This is a genomic window from Bacillus sp. FJAT-27916, from assembly GCF_001183965.1.
Lineage (GTDB): Bacteria > Bacillota > Bacilli > Bacillales > Pradoshiaceae > Pradoshia.
This window is the reverse complement of record NZ_LFZV01000001.1, coordinates 2,655,031-2,676,355: the sequence shown is the minus strand read 5'-3', so window position 1 is coordinate 2,676,355 and position 21,325 is coordinate 2,655,031. Positions and strand designations below refer to the sequence as shown.

Below are 21,325 nucleotides of genomic sequence, written 5' to 3'. Positions count from 1 at the left end.
AGGGAGGGTAATGGATGTTTCGCAATGTAGCTGAGCTGGTTGAATTAGCCGAAACGAGACAAGTGAAAATAGCTGAAGTGATGATTCAGCAGGAAATGGATGTGACAGGCAGATCGCGCGAGGAAGTCATCCAATTTATGGACCGCAACCTCACTGTCATGGAAGAAGCCATCGAAAGAGGCCTTAAAGGAGTTAAATCCCATTCAGGATTAACCGGAGGGGACGCGGTGCTGCTTCAAGAATATATTAAGAAGGGGAAAAGCCTTTCCGGCGAAGTATTGCTGGATGGAGTCAGCAAGGCGGTCGCGACCAATGAGGTAAATGCAGCGATGGGGACAATTTGTGCAACCCCGACAGCAGGGTCTGCCGGTGTCGTGCCAGGTACCTTATTTGCCGTTAAAGAGAAGCTGAACCCCACGAGACAGGAAATGATTGAATTTCTTTTCACATCAGGAGCATTTGGATTTGTCGTAGCCAATAATGCCTCCATTTCAGGAGCTGCCGGCGGATGCCAGGCTGAAGTAGGCTCTGCCTCTGGTATGGCCGCTGCGGCAATTGTGGAGCTTGCCGGAGGTACACCATCCCAATGTGCTGAGGCGATGGCAATCACGCTGAAAAACATGCTGGGTCTTGTTTGTGATCCGGTAGCAGGTCTTGTCGAGGTACCTTGTGTTAAACGGAACGCAATGGGAGCAGCCAATGCGATGGTTGCAGCTGATATGGCCCTTGCCGGCATTAAGAGCAGAATTCCATGTGATGAGGTAATTGACGCGATGTACAAAATTGGTCAGACGATGCCGGTTGCACTTAGAGAGACTGCTCAGGGCGGTTTGGCTGCTACTCCAACCGGACGCGAGCTGGAAGCAAAAATATTCGGGATATCGCTGGAGAAGAAATGAACCCGTTAGCACAGCTGTCGGTTGAAGAAGTAAAAGGAGTGGGGAATGAATCAAGGATGCTTTTAGAGTCCATTGGAATTCATACAGTGGATGATCTTTTGAACTATTTCCCATACCGTTATGAGGATTATCGCGTCAAGGATATCGTTGAAGCTGCTCATGATGAGCGAATTACCATTGAGGGAATTATCCAATCAGCTCCGAATGTATCTTATTTCGGCCGGAAAAAATCAAGGCTGACCTTCAAGCTGCTGACCGGCCGCCATCTCATAACCGTTATCTTCTTCAATCAGCCTTATATCAAGAACAAGCTGGTATTAAATGAATCCATTACTGTTACTGGAAAATGGGATAAGAACAGGCTGACGCTGACTGCGTCGGAGTACAAGCTGAATGCAGTTGCTCGTACCCATGAATTTGAGCCTGTTTATCATACGAGAGGCGATTTATCGGTCAAAATGCTCCGCAAGTGGATCAAACAGGCCTATGCCGATTATTATGCAGATATCCCAGAAATTTTGCCGGAGCGTTATTTGACGGAATATAAGCTTCCGCCGCGAAGTGTGGCAATGAGGTATTTGCATTTCCCAAAAGACAGCATGGAAGTGAAGCAGGCACATCGCCGTTTTGTCTATGAGGAGTTCTTGTTATTCCAGCTGAAAATGCAGGCGCTTAGAAAGGTGAACCGCGAAAGCTCAAATGGGAAGGTGCATGCCTTCAATAATGAGAAGGTCAAGGATTTTATTGCCTCCTTGCCATTTGAGCTGACTGATGCTCAGAAGAAGGTCGTGAATGAAATTCTTGCTGATATAAGGTCTCCCTACCGCATGAATCGTCTCCTTCAAGGAGACGTTGGCTCAGGTAAAACGGTTGTCGCAGCCATTCTCCTATATGCGGCCGTTACGGCAGGCAGCCAGGGTGCCTTAATGGTACCGACAGAGATCCTAGCGGAGCAGCATGCAAACTCGCTGTATGATTTGCTGACACCATTTGGAGTCGAGGTTGCTTTGCTCACATCAAGTGTGAAGGGGAAACGCCGCAAGGAAATGATGGACCTGCTGGCACAGGGTGAGATTGATATTTTGATAGGGACTCATGCGTTAATTCAAAAGGATGTAAACTTCAAGGATTTGGGATTGGTCATTACGGATGAGCAGCATCGGTTTGGTGTAAGCCAGCGCCGAATCCTCCGTGACAAGGGCGAAAGTCCGGATGTCTTATTTATGACAGCCACTCCAATTCCCCGCACGCTTGCTATCACAGCCTTTGGAGAGATGGATGTATCCATTATCGATCAGCTCCCTTCTGGAAGGAAAACGATTGAAACGTATTGGGCAAAGCATTCCATGCTAGGGCGGATTCTTCAATTCATGGAGAAGGAATTAGCTAAAGGAAGGCAGGCGTATGTCATTTGCCCGCTGATTGAGGAATCGGAAAAGCTTGATCTTCAAAATGTACTTGATGTCCATGCAGCCATGACTCAATATTTCACGCCGAAATATACAGTCGGACTCATGCATGGCAAGCTGCCGGCTGATGAGAAGGATGAGGTGATGCGGGGATTTGGAAAGAATGAGATTCAAATCCTTGTCTCTACTACAGTCGTTGAAGTTGGTGTGAATGTGCCGAATGCAAGTGTAATGGTCATTTATGATGCCGAACGATTTGGATTATCACAGCTGCATCAGCTGAGAGGACGGGTCGGGCGCGGAGCTGAACAATCCTATTGTGTTTTGATTGCAGACCCGAAAACAGAAGTAGGTGTGGAACGGCTGAATGCCATGTGTGAGACGGCAGATGGATTCGTGTTGAGTGAGAAGGATCTTGAACTAAGGGGTCCTGGTGATTTCTTTGGAAGCAAGCAAAGCGGCCTTCCTGAATTTAAGATGGCTGATATGGTTCATGATTACAGGGCATTGGAGACAGCGCGCAAGGATGCAGATGAATTAGTCAATTCCACGGAGTTCTGGGAGTCGGACGAATATATCTATTTAAGAGAATACTTGAATGCATCAGGTATTCTCGAGGGAGAAAAACTAGATTGACTAAACAGATTGCGCCGGAGTTTTCAGGTAACTCTTGCAATCTGTTTTTTTAGATTATATACTACTATTAGTACCTAGTCATAAATAAATCGGAAGGTGAATCATCTTGAGACGTAATAAAAAAGACCGCCAAGTCTTGCTGACAGAAATGATTGAGACAAATCCTTTTATTACAGATGAGGAATTGGCTGACAAGCTTGAGGTCAGTATCCAGACCATTCGATTAGACCGCCTTGAATTATCAATTCCTGAACTTAGGGAGAGAATAAAAACAATGGCGGAAAAGAAAATGACTGATGACATTAAATCATTGCCGGTTGAAGAAATCATCGGCGAGATTATTGATATTGAAATGGACCACAGTGCCATCTCTTTGTTGGATATCCGCTCAGAGCATGTCTTTAAACGAAATGGCATCGCACGGGGGCATCATCTATTCGCACAGGCTAATTCCCTTGCAGTCGCTGTCACAAATGATGAATTGGCATTGACGGCAAAGGCAAATATTCAGTTCACTCAGCCGGTTCATGAAGGAGACCGCGTTATTGCAAAGGCACGTGTAATGGATGTGGATAAAGAAAAGGGGAGATCGCAGGTTGCGGTCCGAAGCTATGTTGGAACAACCCTCGTCTTTAAAGGCGAGTTTAATATGTATCGAGCTACTATGACAAAAAAGGATGAATAGAACATGATTATTGCATTGGATGCTATGGGTGGAGATCACGGACCGAAGGAATCGGTTAAGGGAGCAGAAAAGGCTATACAAGCGTTCCCGGATTTAGAAATTTTGCTGATCGGCAATGAAGCTGAAATCAAGAAATATCAAACCGTCACAGAACGGATAACGATTATACATACTGAAGAGGTCATAACCGGAGATGATGAGCCGGTAAGAGCCGTAAGAAGAAAGAAGAATGCCTCAATGGTTCTTGCAGCGCAAGCCGTAAAAGACAAAAAGGCAGATGCCTGTATTTCTGCGGGCAACACAGGAGCCCTGATGGCAGCTGGATTATTTGTTGTTGGGCGCATTGATGGAATCGATCGTCCGGCCTTGAGCCCGACATTGCCGACTGTTGACGGGAAAGGCTTTGTCCTTCTTGATGTCGGAGCTAATGCGGATGCTAAGCCGGAGCACCTCTATCAATACGGATTAATGGGTTCAGTCTATGCAGAAAAAGTACGCAATATTGAAAAGCCGCGAGTAGGATTATTAAATATCGGTACAGAAGACAAGAAGGGCAATGAATTAACGAAGGCAGCGTTTGCTTTGTTGAAAGAGGCTGATTTCAATTTCATCGGGAATGTAGAGGCGCGTGAATTATTAAATGGTGCAGCTGATGTTGTCGTAACGGATGGATTCACCGGAAATATGGTGTTGAAAACAACCGAGGGAACAGCAGGGGCACTCTTCAAGATGATGAAGGAAGCTATGACAGCAGATTTAAAGAGTAAGCTTGCTGCAGCTGTCCTCAAACCTGCATTGAAGGAACTGAAGAATCAAATGGACTACTCCGAATATGGCGGAGCAGGGTTGTTCGGCCTGAAGGCGCCTGTTATCAAAGCACACGGATCATCAGATGCCAATGCCTTCTATAATGCTATCCGTCAAGCGAGAATTATGGTGGAGCACCGCGTGACTGAAACGATTCACGAGACTATTAACCAAGCATAAAGGAGGATATGATGACAAAACTTGCTTTTGTTTTTCCGGGCCAGGGTTCACAGGTTATTGGTATGGGACAGGATGTGTATGAACAGGTACGTTCAGCAAAGGCCTTATTTGATAAGGCGGATGAATGCTTAGAACCGGGGTTCACAAACCTGATCTTTAATGGGGAGAAGGAGACACTGACTTTGACGCAAAATGCCCAGCCTGCTTTATTAACAACGAGCATGGCGCTTTATCAGACCTTTCTGGAAAGAGGGGGCATGAAACCTGATTATGCTGCAGGACACAGCCTTGGTGAATATACGGCTTATACGGCAATGGGAGCCATGTCGTTTGAGGATGCGGTTAAACTCGTCCGCCGCCGAGGTTTGTATATGGAAGAAGCCGTTCCGAAGGGGGAGGGTGCAATGAGCGCCATCCTCGGAGCGGACGAGAATATGCTTGCAGATGTCGTCGGCTCCGTTACTGAAGGCGGACATCCAGTTCAGCTCGCCAATATAAACAGCCCGGGACAAATTGTCATATCCGGTACTGCTGAAGGAGTAAGGCTTGCCTCAGAGCTCGCCAAGGAAAGAGGAGCCAAACGGTCCATGCCGCTTGTTGTCAGCGGACCGTTTCACTCTTCGCTCATGAAGCCGGCGGCAAGAATGCTGGAAGAAGCTCTTTCAGGCATTCAAATGACAGAGCCTGACTCACCGGTTGTGGCTAATTATACAGCGAAGCCTGCTGTCGCAGAGGAAATAAAAGCAAGTCTAGTTCATCAGCTCTATTCGCCGGTCAAATGGCAGCAATCCGTTGAATACATGATTGGAGAAGGTGTAGATACCTTTGTGGAATTTGGACCTGGTACCGTCTTATCCGGCTTGATCAAGAAGATTAACCGGAAGGCTCGTACATACTCCATTAAGGATTTAGAGACGTGTGATCACGTGATTGCACAATTGAAGGGGGGAAAGGCGAATGAGTAATTTATCCGGAAAAGCCGCGCTTGTCACAGGTGCATCTAGAGGGATCGGAAAAGCTATTGCACTTGAACTCGCACGTCAAGGGGCTGATGTGGCCGTTAATTATGCGGGGAGTGCCGACCGAGCGGCAGAGGTTGTGAAGGAAATCGAGAGCCTTGGAGGGAAGGCCATAGCCATTCAAGGGGATGTGGCTGATTCGAAAAGAGTTACTGAGATGGTTCAAGAAACCATCCAGACGTTCGGCCGTCTTGACATATTGGTCAATAATGCTGGAATCACAAGGGACACGCTGCTCATGCGCATGAAGGAAGAAGATTGGGATGCTGTAATTAATACGAACCTAAAAGGAGTTTTCTTGAGTACGAAAGCTGTCACAAGGCAGATGATGAAACAGAGGAGCGGCAGGATTATCAATATCGCATCAGTCGTTGGACTTGCAGGAAATGCCGGACAGGCAAACTATGTTGCTGCCAAAGCTGGCGTGATTGGTCTGACCAAAACAACGGCTCGTGAACTCGCTCCAAGAGGGATTACCGTCAATGCCGTAGCACCTGGGTTCATAGAAACGGATATGACAGGAGCACTTCCAGAAGGTGTTGCAGGAGACATGCTCGGGCAAATCCCGCTTGGAAGGTTCGGGGCACCGGAGGATGTGGCCAAGCTTGTTGGTTTCCTAGCTTCAGATGATGCTTCCTATATGACAGGGCAGACGCTGAATGTTGATGGCGGGATGGTCATGCAGTAATTGAAGGATTGAATATACTTGTTAACACATGTACAATAGATTGGACAACTTGAAGGGAGGTGAAGTTGTGGCTGAAGTATTAGAAAGAGTAACGAAAATAATCGTAGACCGCCTTGGCGTTGAAGAATCTGAAGTAACACTTGAAGCTTCATTTAAAGATGATTTAGGCGCTGATTCACTAGATGTAGTGGAATTGGTGATGGAACTTGAAGATGAATTCGGCATGGAAATCTCTGATGATGATGCTGAAAAAATTTCAACTGTTGGCGACGCGGTGAACTACATAAAAAGCCAAAGCTAATCAGCACCCTTTAAGCCCCGTAGTATAGCGGGGCTTTTCGTATGATAATCCGCATGAGTTTTCGTGGATGGCTTTGTATATCCTTTTTGAATATAGTAAATTCTAATTTGTACCTTTTCCAAACGTATGGATTTATATATACTTAATGTGGGAATCTTTTTTTAGAAGGATTTAAGCGGGGGGACACTATGCATAAAAACAGAAAAAAAACATATTCAGACAATCACTTTAAAGTGTTTCAGGAAAGAATCGGTTTCACATTTTCCGATATCTCCTTGCTGAAACAAGCATTTACGCATTCATCCTATGTGAATGAGCATCGTCGTAAACCATATGAAGACAATGAACGGCTTGAATTTTTGGGTGATGCCGTACTAGAATTAACGGTATCTCAATTCCTGTACAAAAACTTCCGGACGATGAGTGAAGGGGAATTGACGAAATTAAGAGCGGCTATTGTTTGTGAACCTTCATTGGTAAAGTTTGCGACAGAGCTTTCTTTTGGTCCGCTGATCCTGCTCGGTAAGGGCGAGGAAATGACTGGCGGACGGGAACGGCCGGCACTGCTTGCGGATGTTTTTGAGGCATTCATCGGTGCACTCTACCTTGACCAAGGGTTAGAAGCGGTTATTGAGTTTCTGAAACAATGGGTATATCCGAAGATTCATGACGGTGCTTTTTCTCATGTGATGGATTATAAGAGCCAATTGCAGGAGTTGGTTCAAAAAGATGGAGTGGGTATATTAGAATACCGTATCCTGCAAGAAAAGGGTCCTGCGCATAACCGGGAATTCGTGGCGAAGGTTTCGCTCAATGGGACGGATTTCGGTACGGGAAAAGGCAAATCAAAAAAAGAAGCAGAACAGCATGCTGCTCAGCAAGCGTTGATTCATTTGCGTAAAAGCAGCAAATCCTGAGGAAAAAAGGCAGTTGGATACCATGACAGTAGATAATCAATTGTTCTTGAAACGATTAGATGTAATAGGATTCAAGTCGTTTGCAGAACGCATTTCAATAGAGTTTGTTTCTGGTGTGACAGCTGTAGTGGGTCCGAATGGAAGCGGGAAAAGCAATATCACCGATTCTATTCGCTGGGTTCTTGGCGAGCAATCAGCCAAATCGCTACGAGGAGCGAAGATGGAGGATATTATTTTTGCCGGCAGTGATTCCAGGAAGCCGCTGAACTTTGCAGAAGTTACACTAACCTTAAATAATGAAAGCAAGTTTCTTCCCATCGATTTTCATGAAGTTAGTGTCACAAGAAGGGTAACCCGTTCCGGTGACAGTGACTTTTATATTAATAATCAGCCATGCCGGCTGAAGGATATTATTGATCTTTTCATGGATTCCGGTCTTGGCAAAGAGGCATTCTCTATCATAAGCCAAGGGAAAGTGGAAGAAATATTAAGCTCAAAGCCTGAGGAGAGAAGAACCATCTTTGAAGAGGCCGCAGGTGTCCTGAAATATAAAACACGAAAGAAAAAGGCTGAGGCCAAGCTTGAGGAAACTAGGGCAAATCTCAACCGAGTTCAGGATATCCTTCATGAGCTTGAAGGACAGGTGGAGCCATTAAAGATACAGGCCTCCATTGCACGCGATTACCTTCAAAAGAAAGAGGAGCTTGAAGAATTCGAGGCGGCTCTGCTTGTGTATGAAGTGGAAGACCTTCATAGAAAGTGGACAAGCCTAAAAGAGCAGCTAGAAGGTCATCAAGCCAATGAAGCTGACTTCAGCTCACGCATTTCGGCTAAAGAGCAGGAGGTTGAGAGGAATCGAGAGAAGCTGGCTTCCCTTGATACGAGACTGCAAGAACTACAGTCTGCCCTTTTGCATGTCAGTGAAGAGCTTGAGAAGGTAGAAGGAAGAAAGCAAGTTCTAAAGGAACGCATGAAAAATGCGAGCCAGAATAAAAGTCAGCTTGAGAGGACACTTTCCGCTTCTAAAGAGAAAATTAGTCTTCTCATTCAGAGTAAAGAGGAGAAATCTAACGCTCTATCCTGCTTGAAGCAAGAAACAGAAGCAGCAAAAAGAGAGCTTAATCAGAAGCAAGGCATTTTAAGAAATTTTGCCGGTGATCTTGAGGCTAAGATTGATGCCCTGAAAAGCGACTATATTGAATATTTGAATAAGCAGGCAGCAGCCAAGCATGAACTGGTGTATTTGAAGCAGCAGGTTGAGCAGCAAACGAATAAACACGAAAAGCTCGACCAGGATAATGAAAAGCTTTTACAGGCAAGAGAAAGCGTGACCTCCCGTTTGAATGAGGCAGAAGCTAGATTGAAAGCTGTCCAGCAGGATTTGACCAATCAAGTCCATCGTTACCGGGAAACGGAACGCTCACATGATAACCTGAAGCGTCAATATGAAAAGCAGGAGAAGACGCTTTATCAAGCTTATCAATACTTGCAAAAAGCAAAGTCGAGAAAAGAAATGCTAGAAGAGATGGAAGAGGATTACTCGGGCTTTTTCCAAGGAGTCAAAGAAATCCTGAAGGCAAAGGATAAACAGCTGCCGGGCGTCCATGGTGCCGTGGCTGAACTCATTCAAGTGCCAAAGGATTATGCGCTTGCCATTGAAACCGCACTCGGCGGGGCTTTGCAAAACATTGTCATGGAAGAAGAGAGCCATGCACGTAAGGCAATCAGCTTCTTAAAGAAAAATAGGCTTGGAAGAGCTACCTTCCTGCCGCTATCCACCATTAAAGGCAAGTATATACCGGCGCAGACCATCCAGGCTATTTCGTCCCACCCGGCATTTATTGGCGTAGGTGCGGAGCTTATCCACTATGATTCCCGCTATAAGGACATTATGATGAGCCTGCTTGGTAATGTCGTCATTGTAAAGGACCTTGTCGGAGCCAATGAGATTGCCAAAATGGCAGGCTACCGATACAGGCTTGTGACGCTTGAAGGGGATGTCGTCAGTCCGGGCGGTGCCATGACAGGCGGTGCGAGCAGACAGTCAGGCTCGTCCATTCTCTCCAGAAAAGGAGAAATCGAAGAGCTCATAGAAAAGCTTGGCCAGATGGAAGAGCAAACAAGCAAGCTTGAAGCACATGTAAAAGCCTTGAAAAACGATGTAGCGGCCTCAGAGAAGCAGTTGAACCGTCTTCGTGAGGCTGGGGAAACCCTCCGTGTCAATGAGGAGGTCATCAAGGGACAAATTCGTGAATGGCAAAGCGAGCAGCGTAACGTGAATGAACGCTTAACCATCTATGATATGGAGAAGTCTACCTTAGATGAGGAACAGTCGTACCGAGAAGGCCGCATTCATGAACTCGAACAGGAACTGAGCCGTCTTGAGCAAGCCATCATGGAGATTGACCGTGATATTAATCTGTTTACTGAGCAGAAAAAGACCGACCAATCAAATAAGGATGAGCTGAGCGAAGAGGTGAATGAGCTTAAGGTACGCCTCGCATCCAAATCAGAGCAGCTTCAGCATCAGCAGAATGAAGTAATCCGTTTGACGGATGAAATAGAAGCGCTGAAGCAGACTGTAAAAGAAGCCGAAGAAGACTTGGCTCTGTTAAATGGGGAAATGACCTCCAGTTCAACAGGTGAGAACAATCTTGTTGAAATGGCAGCTGAGAAACTGAAGGTGAAGGAAGAAACCGTTCAAGATATTGCAGAACTTCAAGGGAAACGGCAGGAGCTCGCCAATAAAATTGAAGAAACGGATTATCTATTGAAGGAGTGGAATCGTCAATATAAGGGATTATCAGAGACGCTGCGTGATGAGGAAATCAAGCTGAACCGTCTTGATGTCGAGATGGACACGCGTCTTGACCTTCTAAGGGAAGAGTATATGCTCACCTTTGAAGCGGCGAAAGAAAAGTATCCGCTGACCATTGAAGCTGAGGAAGCAAAACGGAAGGTGAAACTAATCCGTCTTGCCATCGAAGAACTAGGAACGGTTAATCTTGGGGCGATTGATGAGTATGAGCGTGTGTCCGAACGCTATGAATTCCTTGTTACACAAAAGGATGATCTCCAGGAAGCGAAGGATACCCTCTTTGACGTAATCGATGAGATGGATGAGGAAATGAAGCGCCGTTTTGAAATTACCTTTAATGCCATTAAGAAGGAATTCAATTTCGTCTTCCCGTCATTATTTGGAGGGGGAAGAGCGGAGCTGAAATTGACAGACCCGGCAGACCTTCTAAATACAGGTGTCGATATTATTGCACAGCCGCCAGGCAAGAAGCTTCAAAACTTAAGCCTGCTATCTGGGGGAGAACGTGCTTTGACAGCGATAGCCCTGCTATTTGCCATTTTGCGTGTGCGGCCTGTTCCATTCTGTATTCTTGATGAGGTCGAAGCAGCGCTTGATGAAGCCAATGTGTATCGCTTCAGCCAGTATTTGAAGAAGTTCAGTAAAGAAACCCAATTTATCGTCATCACCCATCGTAAGGGAACGATGGAGGAAGCGGACGTCCTTTATGGCGTAACCATGCAGGAATCAGGCGTATCAAGGCTTGTTTCGGTGAAGCTGGAGGAAACGAGAGAATTGGTTGAATCAAAATAAAGGTGGTAGACCGATGAGTTTTTTTAAGAAGTTAAAAGATAAGTTCAGCGTGCAAACGACATCCACAACGGATAAGTTTAAACAAGGCTTGGCTAAGACCCGTAATTCCTTTTCTGAGAAGGTCAATGATTTAGTTGCCAGATATCGAGAAGTAGATGAGGACTTCTTTGAAGAGCTTGAAGATGTCATGATCCAAGCCGATATCGGTGTGGAAACAGTCATGGAGCTCATTGATAAACTGAAATTTGAAGTGAAGCGACGCAATATTAAAGAAACAAAAGAAGTACAAAGCGTTATCTCTGAAAAGCTCGTTGAAATCTATGAATCTGGTGAGGAAAGCTCAGCTGAGATGAATATCCAGGAGGATGCCTTGACAGTTGTGCTCTTTGTCGGCGTGAACGGGGTTGGGAAAACGACGACAATCGGCAAGCTTGCCCATAAATATAAGGCTGAAGGAAAGAAGGTTCTCTTGGCTGCTGGAGATACATTCCGTGCGGGAGCAATTGAACAGCTTGAGGTTTGGGGAGAGCGTGTTGGCGTAGAGGTCATTAAGCAAGGAGCCGGCTCTGACCCGGCTGCCGTGATGTATGATGCCGTACAAGCCGCTAAATCAAGAAAAGCGGATATCCTGCTTTGCGATACAGCCGGCCGCCTTCAGAATAAGGTCAACTTGATGAAAGAGCTTGAGAAGGTGAAAAAGGTAATTGAACGCGAGATTCCCGGCGCCCCTCATGAGGTCCTGCTAGTACTTGATGCGACAACAGGACAAAACGCTCTTATGCAGACAAAAACCTTCAAGGAAGCGACTGACGTAAGCGGCATCGTATTGACGAAGCTTGACGGAACAGCTAAAGGCGGGATTGTTATCGCCATTCGTCATGAGCTTGGAATTCCTGTTAAGTTCGTAGGGCTTGGCGAGCAGATGGATGATTTGCAGGAGTTTGATGCTGAACAATTTGTATACGGCTTATTTGCTGACTTAGTTGATAAAGCTGAAGAATAAGCATATAATGGCAGACCAGGAATTCTTTTAGAGAGGTTCCTGGTTTTTTTTGCATGTGGCCGTGGAGCGGGATGGAGAAAGCCTAATGAATCAGCTATTTTGTTAAGGATGGGTCCTTGACATTCTTTGATTTTCCCTTTAGAATAAATTTTTGTAAAGGTATTTCACTTAACACAGTTGGAGGGTCAGTAATGCTCGAAAAAACAATGCGTATGAACTACCTATATGACTTTTATCAATCATTGCTGACACCAAAGCAGAAAAGTTACATGTCTCTTTATTATCTGGACGATTATTCTCTTGGCGAGATTGCTGATGAATATGAGGTGAGCCGCCAGGCCGTTTATGATAATATTAAACGAACAGAAGCGATGCTTGAAGAATATGAGGCAAAGCTGCTGCTCTTTCAAAAAGCGCAGGAACGCAGCCTTTTACTCAATAAGTTAGGCAATTTAGCGGATGGATTATCTGATAAACATGTTCAACAACAACTGATTGAGATAATAGCATCTCTTGAAAAGTTAGATTAGGAGGCGGCAGAATGGCATTTGAAGGTTTAGCCGACCGACTGCAAGGCACACTTCAAAAGATCCGCGGCAAAGGAAAGGTTACAGAAGCTGATGTAAAAGAAATGATGCGTGAGGTTAAGCTCGCACTTCTTGAGGCTGATGTTAACTTTAAGGTTGTAAAGGATTTTATCAAGCGTGTCAATGAAAGGGCCATCGGTCAAGAGGTATTAAAGAGCTTGACTCCAGGTCAGCAGGTTATCAAGGTCGTCAAGGAAGAATTGACGGAATTAATGGGTGGAGAGCAGAGCAAGATTGCTGTATCCAACCGACCGCCGACCGTTATCTTAATGGTTGGTTTGCAAGGTGCCGGAAAGACAACAACTACCGGTAAGCTTGCTAATCTGCTTCGGAAGAAATATAATCGCAAGCCGATGCTTGTCGCTGCGGATATTTATCGCCCGGCGGCAATTAAGCAGCTAGAAACTCTTGGGAAGCAGCTGAGTTTCCCTGTCTTTTCATTGGGAGACCAGGTCAGCCCGGTCGAAATTGCCAAGCAGGGTGTCGCAAAAGCGAAAGAAGAGCATTGCGACTACGTCTTGGTCGATACGGCTGGACGCTTGCATGTTGACGAGAATTTGATGGGAGAACTGGCGGATATTAAAGAAGCCGTGAAGCCGGATGAGATCTTCCTTGTTGTCGATGCGATGACAGGGCAGGATGCGGTCAATGTGGCAAAAAGCTTTAATGATCAGCTGGATATTACCGGTGTTATCTTAACGAAGCTTGACGGGGATACACGAGGAGGGGCAGCCCTTTCCATTCGCTCTGTGGCGGAGAAGCCGATTAAATTCGTTGGTATGGGAGAAAAGATGGATGCGCTTGAGCCATTCCATCCAGAACGCATGGCATCACGAATTCTCGGCATGGGAGATGTACTTACCCTCATTGAGAAGGCCCAAACAGATGTGGATGAAGCAAAAGCGCGTGAACTCGAACAGAAAATGCGTACAGCGACATTTACATTAGATGATTTCCTTGAACAGTTGAGCCAGGTTAAGAAAATGGGACCGTTGGATGATATCTTGAAGATGCTCCCAGGTGCAAACAAAATCAAGGGCATGAATAATCTTTCCATTGATGATAAGCAAATTGCCCATGTTGAGGCAATCATTCAATCAATGACACAAAAAGAGAAAGACCAGCCTGAGATCATCAATGCCAGCAGGCGCAAACGGATTGCGAGAGGAAGCGGAAGACCGATTCAAGAGGTCAACAGGCTGCTCAAGCAATTTGAGGAAATGAAGAAAATGATGAAGCAGATGGCTGGAATGCAGCAAAAAGGCAAGAAAAAAGGCGGCTTTAAGTTGCCATTTATGTAAAAAAGTTGTGTGTTAAGAAAAAAGACTTTACAAGGGTATATGGATTTGGTAATATACTTACTTGTGTGATACTATTCGGAGGTGCAATAAAACAATGGCAGTAAAAATTCGTTTAAAACGTATGGGAGCTAAAAAGTCTCCTTTCTATCGTATTGTAGTAGCAGATTCTCGTTCCCCTCGTGACGGTCGTTTCATCGAAACAGTTGGAACTTACAACCCAGTTGCTAACCCAGCTGAAGTGAAAATCGACGAGGAACTAACTTTGAAATGGCTTCAAAATGGTGCTAAACCTTCTGACACAGTTCGTAACTTGTTGTCTAAAGAAGGCATCATGGAGAAATTCCACAACGCTAAACAAGGTAAGTAATATAAAGGTCCGTTATGATAGAGCTTATTAAAACAATCGTAAAGCCTCTCGTCGATCATCCGGATGACGTGACCGTATCAATGGATGAGCAAGCCAAGAAAATTATCTATACGCTTTCTGTTAATCAGCAAGATATGGGAAAGGTTATTGGCAAACAGGGGCGGGTAGCGAAAGCTATTCGGACGGTAGTATATACTGCTGCATCCAAGAGTGACAAAAAAGTCTATTTGGAAATAAGCGATTGAAGCGATAAAAAGGAGGGAATCATTCCCTCCTTTTTCTTATATTCACTGGTCCTATAGAGCCTGATAGAGGAATGCGAAATCATTATAGGCGACCTGCTGCAGGAAACGGGATGAAAGAAGTGCAGGAGCCTTAGGTTTATCTAAAGACTGACAAAAAAGCTGCCCTATCAGGAGAAAAAAGTTTCCGTTCAAAGGGATTTTGCTTCATAATGATTGGTAAAGAGGAAAAAAGTATACATAGTATCATGTCTGAAAAAAGAACCACATAATTTTTTGAATGGATGTCCATGATCAATTTCAATGTAGCATCTGTATCAACACCAACATTGTCTAAACAGAGCCCGGATGTTAATGAACCTATGATACGGCAAGACGAAAGAGGTGGGTAAATGTGAAAATTTTGCAAAATGTCATTGTAAAGCAAATACTGACTGAGAAAAGTAAGCTTGAGCTCCTAGACCAATTCAACTCGAAAAAAGCAATCCTGAAGAAAGAATGCGACCAGCTTCGTTTTGAACTGAAAAAACTAGAAAAGACCAAGAAATTTCAGCCTGTAAGCCTGAAGACTCACTTCGAGAAGGAAATTGACGTCAGGAAAGAGAAAATCAAGCTTCTTGATTTTCAAATTCAGCAGCTAGATATCCTTCCGTATGGGAGTGAATTAAAGGAGCGGGAGGTCCAAGCAATCGTGGATGTAGAAATCGGACAGAATTGGGAAGAAATTGTGCAAACTAAGACCATCATCGTGAAAGATGGAGTTGTCGACGAATTTAAATAGAGGTGAACATAAAGAATATGCAAAAATGGTACAAGGTTGGAAAGATCGTGAATACTCATGGAATCCGGGGAGAGGTGCGTGTTGTATCTTCTACTGATTTTCCAGAGGAACGCTATCAAAAGGGCAGCACTCTTTATATCTTTAAGAAGAATGCAACAGAGCCGATTGAGGTTGTTGTTGCTTCCTCTCGCCAGCATAAGAATTTTTATTTGCTGACGTTTGTTGGCCATGAAACGATTGAGAAGGTAGAAGGATATAAAGAAGGTGTTCTGAAAGTATCGGATGAACAATTGGGTGCATTGGATGAAGGAGAATACTATTACCATGAAATCATTGGCTGCACAGTTTCAACAGCTGATGGAGAAGAGCTTGGAGTAATTAAGGAAATTCTCTCGCCTGGAGCAAATGATGTGTGGGTTGTGAAGGCGAAATCCGGCAAGGAGCTCCTTATTCCTTATATTGATGATGTCGTAAAGGAAATCAATGTGGATGCCAAGTCTATCATCATTGAGCCAATGGAAGGGTTGCTGGATTGATGAGAATAGATGTATTGACATTATTCCCGGAAATGTTTGAGGGTGTTTTTGGTTCCTCAATCCTCAAGAAGGCGGCTGAGAAGCAGGCGGCAGAATATCATACCCATAACTTCAGGGAATTCTCTGATAATAAGCATCAATCGGTTGATGACTATCCTTATGGCGGGGGAGCAGGCATGGTCTTGAAGCCGCAGCCAATCTTTGATGCGCTTGAGCAAATCGCTGCCCCGTCGGCAGAAGGGAAGAAGCCGCGTGTAATTTTGCTCTGCCCTCAGGGGGAACGCTATACTCAAAAGAAAGCTGAGGAGCTTGCGAAAGAGGAACAGCTGGTCTTTGTGTGCGGTCATTATGAGGGATATGATGAGAGAATCAGGGAATTTGCCGTAACGGACGAAATCTCCATCGGTGATTTTGTCCTGACAGGCGGAGAACTTGGCGCGATGGTGATCATTGACAGCGTCGTCCGCTTATTGCCTGGCGTGCTCGGCAATGAGGACTCTCCTGTCCTTGATTCATACAGCTCAGGCCTTTTGGAACATCCTCATTATACAAGACCAGCTGATTTTAGAGGGATGAAGGTGCCAGATGTACTTTTGTCCGGCAATCATAAGTATATTGATGAATGGCGGCAGAAGGAGTCTCTAAGAAGAACCTATGAACGCCGTCCCGATCTGCTGGAGAGCTATGAGCTATCCCCAGCGGAAGAAAAATGGCTGGAAGAGATAAAAAAAGAAAATAGGTAGTTGCAAAACTTCTGTTTTATATGGTAAGATAGAGCCTGTGAGTTAAGGTGTAAAGCCTTTTCTCTTTATAACAATGTTCCGCTGTCATTCATCAATCAGGGTTGGCAAGAGCATTGCTTGGAAGGAGTTGAATACGATGCATAAATTAATCGAAGAAATCACGAAGGAACAACTTAAAACTGACCTTCCTTCTTTCCGTCCTGGTGATACAGTACGTGTACACGTGAAGGTAGTTGAGGGAACTCGTGAACGTATTCAGGTATACGAAGGCGTAGTAATCAAGCGTCGTGGAGGCGGAATCAGTGAAACTTTCACAGTCCGCAAAATTTCCTACGGTGTTGGTGTTGAGCGTGCATTCCCATTGCACACACCACGCATCGCTAAATTGGAAGTTATCCGCCGCGGTAAAGTACGCCGTGCGAAGCTTTACTACTTGCGTAACCTACGCGGTAAAGCAGCGCGTATCAAAGAAATCCGATAATTACGTGATGAACGTGAGTGGATACAAGGAGCTTGTGCTAACACAAGCTCCTTTTTCACATCATGGAGATATTGATTGCTTTTTGGTTGTATTGGTTTATATTTAAACGTATAGACAGATAGATGATACGGGGTGTTGACATGGCTAAGCGTAAGGAAAAAAATGAAATTTTTGAATGGGTTAAGGCATTGGTGATTGCTGTTTTGCTTGCGGCGATTATTCGGTACTTCTTTTTTGCCCCCATCCTAGTTGACGGATTATCAATGATGCCGACATTAAAGGATCAGGATCGCATGGTCGTGAATAAGATTGCCTACAAAATCGGTGATCCGGAACGTTTTGATATTGTCGTCTTTCATGCGACCGAAGAAAAGGATTATATTAAACGGGTAATCGGCCTGCCGGGTGACACAATAGAGTATAAGGATGATACGCTTTACATAAACGGCAAGGCGTATAAAGAGCCTTATTTGGATGAATATAAGGAACAGGTAATTGACGGACCGCTTACAGAACCGTTTACGCTTGAAGAGATTACTGGAGAGGCAACGGTGCCTGAAGGCGAAGTGTTCGTCATGGGTGATAATAGACGCTATTCGAAAGACAGCCGTCATATCGGAACGGTGAAAACCAGTGAAATACTCGGCAAGACAAGCCTTGTATACTGGCCGATGGATGACTTTGGTTTAGTGGAATAAGAGTTGAAGGTGAAAGTATGACTATACAATGGTTTCCCGGGCATATGGCAAAAGCCCGGCGTGAAGTAACAGAGAAATTAAAGCTAGTGGATATTATCTTTGAATTGGTGGATGCTAGACTTCCTCAATCTTCAAGGAATCCGATGATTGATGAAATCATTCAGCATAAGCCGCGCTTAGTTATATTGAACAAAGCAGATATGGCAGACCAGCAAAAAACGAATGAGTGGCTGGCTTATTTCGCAGAAAAAGGAATTAAGGCCGTTGCGGTCAATGCCCACCAAGGGACAGGCTTAAAGAGCATCATGTCAGGGGCGCAGGAAGTACTAAAGGAAAAAATCGATAAAATGAAATCACGCGGTATTAAGCCCCGTGCTATTCGTGCGATGATTGTCGGTATCCCGAACGTTGGGAAATCAACCCTTATTAATCGTCTTGCCGGAAAGAATATCGCCAAGACCGGCAATATGCCAGGGGTGACGAAGGCCCAGCAATGGATTAAGGTCGGCAAGGAGCTTGAGCTTCTTGATACCCCGGGGATTCTTTGGCCGAAGTTTGAGGACCAAGAGGTTGGGTACAAGCTTGCTGTGACAGGCGCCATCAAGGATACCATCCTGAACTTGCATGATATTGCTATCTATGGACTCCATTTCCTTGAAGAGGAATATCCGAACCGCCTGAAGGAACGCTATGATTTAGATGAGATTCCGGAAGAAGTCGTTCAGGCCTTTGACCAAATTGGCGCTAAGAGAGGCTGCCTGGCTGGCCGTGGATTGGTGGATTATGATAAGACTGCAGAACTAATCATTCGCGATATTCGTACAGAAAAATTCGGAAGACTTACTTTTGAACGACCAAATGATTCAGATGATGTATAATAAATAAAGAAATGAAGAGACCCCTTATTAAACGGGGTCTTTATTTATGCTGATAGACAAGTTGAAAGGAACAGGGTTATGCTGACTAAGTTGACGATTGCAGAAATAAAGGGAAGGCTGAACGGAATTAGAGACCTAGAGGACCCGTTTGTAGCTGAGTGCAGAAAGGACGGCCGTAAAGGGGTTCAGCTGGCTCTTAAAAGCCTAGAGAAGGCAATAGACAAGGAACAGATGCAAAGGGAGCATTTCGAGTCAATCTGTGCCTATGAGAGGGATTTAAGGAGTGAGGGATACCAATTCATTGCCGGCGTGGATGAGGCGGGCAGAGGGCCTTTAGCGGGACCGGTAGTAGCTGCTGCGGTTATCCTGCCGGAGGATTTCTATTTACCTGGCTTAAATGATTCCAAGCAGCTATCTGCTTTGCAGAGAACCGAATACTTTGACTTTATCCATGAGCATGCTGCCGCAGTATCAGTCGGCATTATTAATAGTCATGAAATTGATCAAATTAATATATATGAAGCAGCAAGGAAAGCAATGCTTGAGGCCATTAGACATTTGCCGTTAGCCCCGGATTATTGCTTGATTGATGCGATGGAGGTTCAAATCCCAATAGGTCAGCTTTCTTTAATAAAAGGAGATGCCAAATCGGCCTCTATTGCAGCTGCATCGGTTATCGCAAAAGAAACACGTGACCGAATGATGATTGAGTATGGTGCTCGTCATCCCCAATATGGGTTTGAGAAACATATGGGATACGGAACAAAAAGCCATTTAGAGGCTATCAATCAATATGGCCCGACTGATTGGCACCGAATGACGTTTGCCCCCCTTAAGCATTTAAACGGGAGCGGCTTTCAGCAATCGAAGTAATGGCGGCTCAGCTGGAATGCACAATCGATTTTCGTATTTTGATATGTGTGCTTGAAATGGATTAGGTGAGTTTTCCTGTGTATTTATATGGAAAACAAGAATGACGGATAATGGCAGATAGGTGCCTTCAGGACCTATCTGCTTTTTTTAGTGTGCCCGGCATGGGTGTAAGCTTTAGGGTGAAAGTCCCGAGCCTCGAAGGCAGTAGTAGGGGTTAGCCAAAGACAAGGGTGTCCGTGGTGACGCGGAATCTGAAGGAAGTTGGAGGCAAATCTCCGCCCCAAGGAACACGAACTGCATACAAGGCTAGCTGTCATTGAGTGAGTTTGCTAAACAAAACAAAGCTCTTACTGCCGAAGGTGATAGAGAGTAAATGCAGTGGGGACATGGAGAGAAAGCGTGCGCCCTTACCCGGGGAGGTCTGATGGAGATGTGAAGTACCCTTCATAACCTGTCTAGTGATAGGCAGCTGAACCATCAGAAGTCAGCTGAGGTCATAGTACGAATCGGTCTAGAACGATTCGGAAGGACCGAACAATCAAGAGAGAATAGCCCTTGGCATTCAGTCTGTCATGATGACCATAGAAAACGTAAGAGACCTCACGAGAAGAAGGATGCGGTGAATCCCGCAGGGGACTTCCCGGAGGATGGAGTGACGGCTGGCATAAGAAGATAAGCTATTCACGGAAGGAAGAAACGAGATGCTTTTGAATCAAATCCTGTCACGGGAGAATATGCTTCTCGCATTAAAGCGAGTCGAAAAGAATAAAGGAAGTCATGGAGTAGATAAGATGCCCGTACAAAACCTACGTCAGCACTTAGTCGAAAATTGGTCTTCCATCAGAGAAGCTATTCTGGAGGGAACCTACGAACCGATGCCAGTCCGAAGAGTCGAAATCCCGAAACCTGATGGCGGCTTCCGGCTACTGGGAATCCCTACCGTGACAGACCGTTTGATTCAACAGGCGATAGCCCAAGTGGTATCGAAGATATACGACCCCATGTTCTCCGAACATAGTTATGGCTTCCGACCAAACCGGAGTGCCCATGACGCTGTACGGAAGGCGAAGGGCTACATCCAAGAAGGATACAGATGGGTAGTAGACATGGACTTGGAGAAGTTCTTTGACAAGGTCAATCATGACCGACTAATGAGCACGTTGGCAAAGAGAATCGATGAGAAACCTCTATTGAAACTAATTCGCCGGTATTTACAAGCTGGAGTGATGATCAATGGAGTGGTTACCAGTATGGAGAAAGGAACTCCTCAGGGAGGTCCCCTAAGCCCCTTACTTTCAAATATTGTCCTAGATGAATTGGATAAAGAATTAGAAAGCCGGGAACATCGATTCGTACGCTATGCGGATGATTGCAATATCTACGTGAAATCCAAGCGTGCAGGTGAACGAACCTTGGCCAGCATTCAACGACTCATTGAGGGGAAGCTCCGATTGAAAGTGAATGAGAAGAAGTCAGCGGTAGGCCGACCTTGGAAACGTAAGTTTCTGGGGTTTACTTTCGCATCGACGAAAGAGCCAAAAATTCGCATCGCAAAAGCGAGCATCCAGCGAATGAAGGAGAAGGTCCGGAAAATCACTTCCAGGAAGATGCCTTACCCAATGGAATACCGGATTCAGAAACTGAACCAGTATCTAACCGGATGGTGTGGATACTTCGCGTTAGC

The 21,325-nt window shown here is 45.2% G+C and carries 22 protein-coding genes; all 22 read left to right on the top strand.

All coding sequences use genetic code 11. From position 1 onward, the window contains the following. Positions 1-14: 14 nt before the first annotated feature. A complete protein-coding gene (sdaAA, locus tag AC622_RS13070) occupies positions 15-899 on the top strand; it encodes an L-serine ammonia-lyase, iron-sulfur-dependent, subunit alpha (RefSeq protein WP_049671460.1) in 885 nt (294 codons plus the stop codon). After that, a complete protein-coding gene (recG, locus tag AC622_RS13065; protein WP_049671459.1) occupies positions 896-2,944 on the top strand; it encodes an ATP-dependent DNA helicase RecG in 2,049 nt (682 codons plus the stop codon). The genes sdaAA and recG overlap by 4 nt, the downstream gene beginning before the upstream one ends. Before the next feature lie 106 nt (positions 2,945-3,050). Then, positions 3,051-3,629, top strand: coding sequence for a transcription factor FapR (gene fapR / locus AC622_RS13060; protein WP_049671458.1), 579 nt, complete (start codon positions 3,051-3,053; stop codon positions 3,627-3,629). 3 nt (positions 3,630-3,632) lie between these two features. Continuing rightward, complete coding sequence (gene plsX / locus AC622_RS13055; RefSeq protein WP_049671457.1) at positions 3,633-4,616, top strand: phosphate acyltransferase PlsX; 984 nt, start codon at positions 3,633-3,635, stop codon at positions 4,614-4,616. A gap of 11 nt (positions 4,617-4,627) precedes the next feature. Further along, on the top strand, positions 4,628-5,581 hold the full coding sequence (gene fabD, locus AC622_RS13050) for an ACP S-malonyltransferase (RefSeq protein WP_049671456.1): 954 nt from the start codon (positions 4,628-4,630) through the stop codon (positions 5,579-5,581). Further along, a complete protein-coding gene (fabG, locus tag AC622_RS13045) occupies positions 5,574-6,323 on the top strand; it encodes a 3-oxoacyl-[acyl-carrier-protein] reductase (protein WP_049671455.1) in 750 nt (249 codons plus the stop codon). Before fabD ends, fabG begins: the two co-directional genes overlap by 8 nt. Positions 6,324-6,390: 67 nt before the next feature. Then, on the top strand, positions 6,391-6,624 hold the full coding sequence (locus tag AC622_RS13040; RefSeq protein WP_049671454.1) for an acyl carrier protein: 234 nt from the start codon (positions 6,391-6,393) through the stop codon (positions 6,622-6,624). 188 nt (positions 6,625-6,812) lie between these two features. Then, positions 6,813-7,541, top strand: coding sequence for a ribonuclease III (gene rnc, locus AC622_RS13035; protein WP_049671453.1), 729 nt, complete (start codon positions 6,813-6,815; stop codon positions 7,539-7,541). Between the two features lie 40 nt (positions 7,542-7,581). Beyond that, positions 7,582-11,151 (top strand): chromosome segregation protein SMC, encoded by a 3,570-nt coding sequence (gene smc, locus AC622_RS13030; RefSeq protein WP_049672957.1) that lies wholly within the window; start codon positions 7,582-7,584, stop codon positions 11,149-11,151. Between the two features lie 13 nt (positions 11,152-11,164). After that, positions 11,165-12,154 carry a signal recognition particle-docking protein FtsY gene (gene ftsY / locus AC622_RS13025; RefSeq protein ID WP_049671452.1) on the top strand — a complete coding sequence of 330 codons (990 nt, stop codon included), beginning with the start codon at positions 11,165-11,167 and terminating at the stop codon, positions 12,152-12,154. Between the two features lie 191 nt (positions 12,155-12,345). Beyond that, positions 12,346-12,684 carry a putative DNA-binding protein gene (locus AC622_RS13020; RefSeq protein ID WP_049671451.1) on the top strand — a complete coding sequence of 113 codons (339 nt, stop codon included), beginning with the start codon at positions 12,346-12,348 and terminating at the stop codon, positions 12,682-12,684. Positions 12,685-12,695: 11 nt separating this feature from the next. Continuing rightward, the gene (gene ffh, locus AC622_RS13015; protein ID WP_049671450.1) at positions 12,696-14,042 is read left to right on the top strand and encodes a signal recognition particle protein; all 1,347 of its coding nucleotides are present in this window, start codon (positions 12,696-12,698) and stop codon (positions 14,040-14,042) included. Positions 14,043-14,136: 94 nt separating this feature from the next. Further along, the gene (rpsP, locus tag AC622_RS13010) at positions 14,137-14,409 is read left to right on the top strand and encodes a 30S ribosomal protein S16 (protein WP_049671449.1); all 273 of its coding nucleotides are present in this window, start codon (positions 14,137-14,139) and stop codon (positions 14,407-14,409) included. A 14-nt stretch (positions 14,410-14,423) separates the two neighbouring features. After that, entirely contained in the window at positions 14,424-14,654 is a 231-nt protein-coding gene (locus AC622_RS13005) for a KH domain-containing protein (RefSeq protein ID WP_049671448.1), read from the top strand. Between the two features lie 391 nt (positions 14,655-15,045). After that, entirely contained in the window at positions 15,046-15,432 is a 387-nt protein-coding gene (locus AC622_RS13000; protein ID WP_049671447.1) for a YlqD family protein, read from the top strand. A 17-nt stretch (positions 15,433-15,449) separates the two neighbouring features. Further along, on the top strand, positions 15,450-15,968 hold the full coding sequence (gene rimM, locus AC622_RS12995) for a ribosome maturation factor RimM (protein WP_049671446.1): 519 nt from the start codon (positions 15,450-15,452) through the stop codon (positions 15,966-15,968). Beyond that, positions 15,968-16,711: a tRNA (guanosine(37)-N1)-methyltransferase TrmD gene (trmD, locus tag AC622_RS12990; RefSeq protein ID WP_049671445.1), complete on the top strand. Its 744-nt coding sequence runs from the start codon at positions 15,968-15,970 to the stop codon at positions 16,709-16,711. Before rimM ends, trmD begins: the two co-directional genes overlap by 1 nt. Positions 16,712-16,847: 136 nt before the next feature. Next, the gene (gene rplS / locus AC622_RS12985; protein WP_049671444.1) at positions 16,848-17,192 is read left to right on the top strand and encodes a 50S ribosomal protein L19; all 345 of its coding nucleotides are present in this window, start codon (positions 16,848-16,850) and stop codon (positions 17,190-17,192) included. A 140-nt stretch (positions 17,193-17,332) separates the two neighbouring features. Continuing rightward, a complete protein-coding gene (lepB, locus tag AC622_RS12980) occupies positions 17,333-17,890 on the top strand; it encodes a signal peptidase I (protein ID WP_049671443.1) in 558 nt (185 codons plus the stop codon). Positions 17,891-17,907: 17 nt separating this feature from the next. Beyond that, on the top strand, positions 17,908-18,768 hold the full coding sequence (ylqF, locus tag AC622_RS12975) for a ribosome biogenesis GTPase YlqF (protein WP_049671442.1): 861 nt from the start codon (positions 17,908-17,910) through the stop codon (positions 18,766-18,768). 81 nt (positions 18,769-18,849) lie between these two features. Beyond that, complete coding sequence (locus AC622_RS12970) at positions 18,850-19,641, top strand: ribonuclease HII (RefSeq protein WP_156185710.1); 792 nt, start codon at positions 18,850-18,852, stop codon at positions 19,639-19,641. A 701-nt stretch (positions 19,642-20,342) separates the two neighbouring features. After that, the coding region (ltrA, locus tag AC622_RS12965; RefSeq protein WP_049672956.1) for a group II intron reverse transcriptase/maturase at positions 20,343-21,325 on the top strand (983 nt) is incomplete at its 3' end.